The 1023-nt window shown below is 42.6% G+C and carries 1 protein-coding gene and 1 pseudogene; one reads left to right on the top strand and one right to left on the bottom strand.

Annotation, left to right across the window (positions count from 1 at the left end; translation table 11 throughout):
- Nucleotides 1-9 precede the first annotated feature (9 nt).
- Nucleotides 10-183: a hypothetical protein gene (locus F6K20_RS39740; RefSeq protein ID WP_154659989.1), complete on the top strand. Its 174-nt coding sequence runs from the start codon at nucleotides 10-12 to the stop codon at nucleotides 181-183.
- A gap of 582 nt (nucleotides 184-765) precedes the next feature.
- Here the strand turns inward: F6K20_RS39740 and F6K20_RS39735 are convergent.
- Nucleotides 766-1023: pseudogene (locus tag F6K20_RS39735) on the bottom strand (GuaB3 family IMP dehydrogenase-related protein); the annotation flags it as partial.

Raw genomic sequence — 1023 nt, 5'->3', positions numbered from 1 at the left:
TAGCTAACCTTGGGCTATTGGCCACGCTACGCGAACAACCTTCAACCAGCTAACCTTGGCCTATTGGCCACGCTACGCGAACAACCTACCCTACAAGGGACGCCAAAGGCGAACAACCTTCAAAATGAGCCAAATAAGGAACCGCCCGAACTAGGTCCGGGCGGAGTGTGGTGTGAGGAGTGAACGGAAACATTTGTCTCCGCTTTTTCCATTGTATGTCACCGTTGATTTTTTTTCAGCAATTTCCAAGCCAGATACATTTAACCCAGCATTTCCGCCGCATCTGCAGAAGCCTTGTATAGCACATCATTAACTGATGGGGAGGTATCTCTCAAAGCTTTTGGGATTTTCCCAAAAGCGCTTGCCCAGAATCTGGGCATATTTGACATTTACTACAAAACAGATTTGATTAGCTGTCTGATGCTTCAATGTCATAGATTTATTTAATGATACCAGGTTTTCCGGCACTTTCTGAAAAAATCCTACCAGTCGAAAAATTTTGACGATAGGCGGTGAGCGTGATAAGTATATCTACTCATTGCTTGAACTATTGTGCTTGAACTATTGTGCTTGAACTATTGTGCTTGAACTATTGTGCTTGAACTATTGTGCTTGAACTATTGACAACAGTTGTTAGTGAACTTTAGAAAGCTGTAGAAAAGCTGATATATCTAATACCATAATATTTGGTAATTGTCAATGGTCAAGTTTCAATTTTAAATTGATGAACAACCAAGAATGATAAGTATTCAACTAGACACTATATTATTTACCCATACCCAACTGCTGAGCTTTCTGGTATACTTTTCCTTCTGTTAGCAGAGAGGGAGCAATCACTACTTCCACTTGTTGCATTTCCTTGAGGTTTTTTGCTCCGAGGGTTCCCATACTGGTTTTCAATGCTCCCAAAAGGTTGTGGGTGCCATCATCCATTTGGGCTGGTCCAGTCAGAATTTGCTCAAGTGTGCCAGTGCTGCCCACTTTAATTCGTGTCCCACGGGGTAGCACGCTGGAAGGGGTTGA

This window comes from Moorena sp. SIO2C4, from assembly GCF_010672485.1.
Lineage (GTDB): Bacteria > Cyanobacteriota > Cyanobacteriia > Cyanobacteriales > Coleofasciculaceae > Moorena > Moorena producens.
The sequence above is the reverse complement of the archived record's forward strand: the minus strand, read 5'-3'. Positions and strand labels throughout refer to the sequence as shown.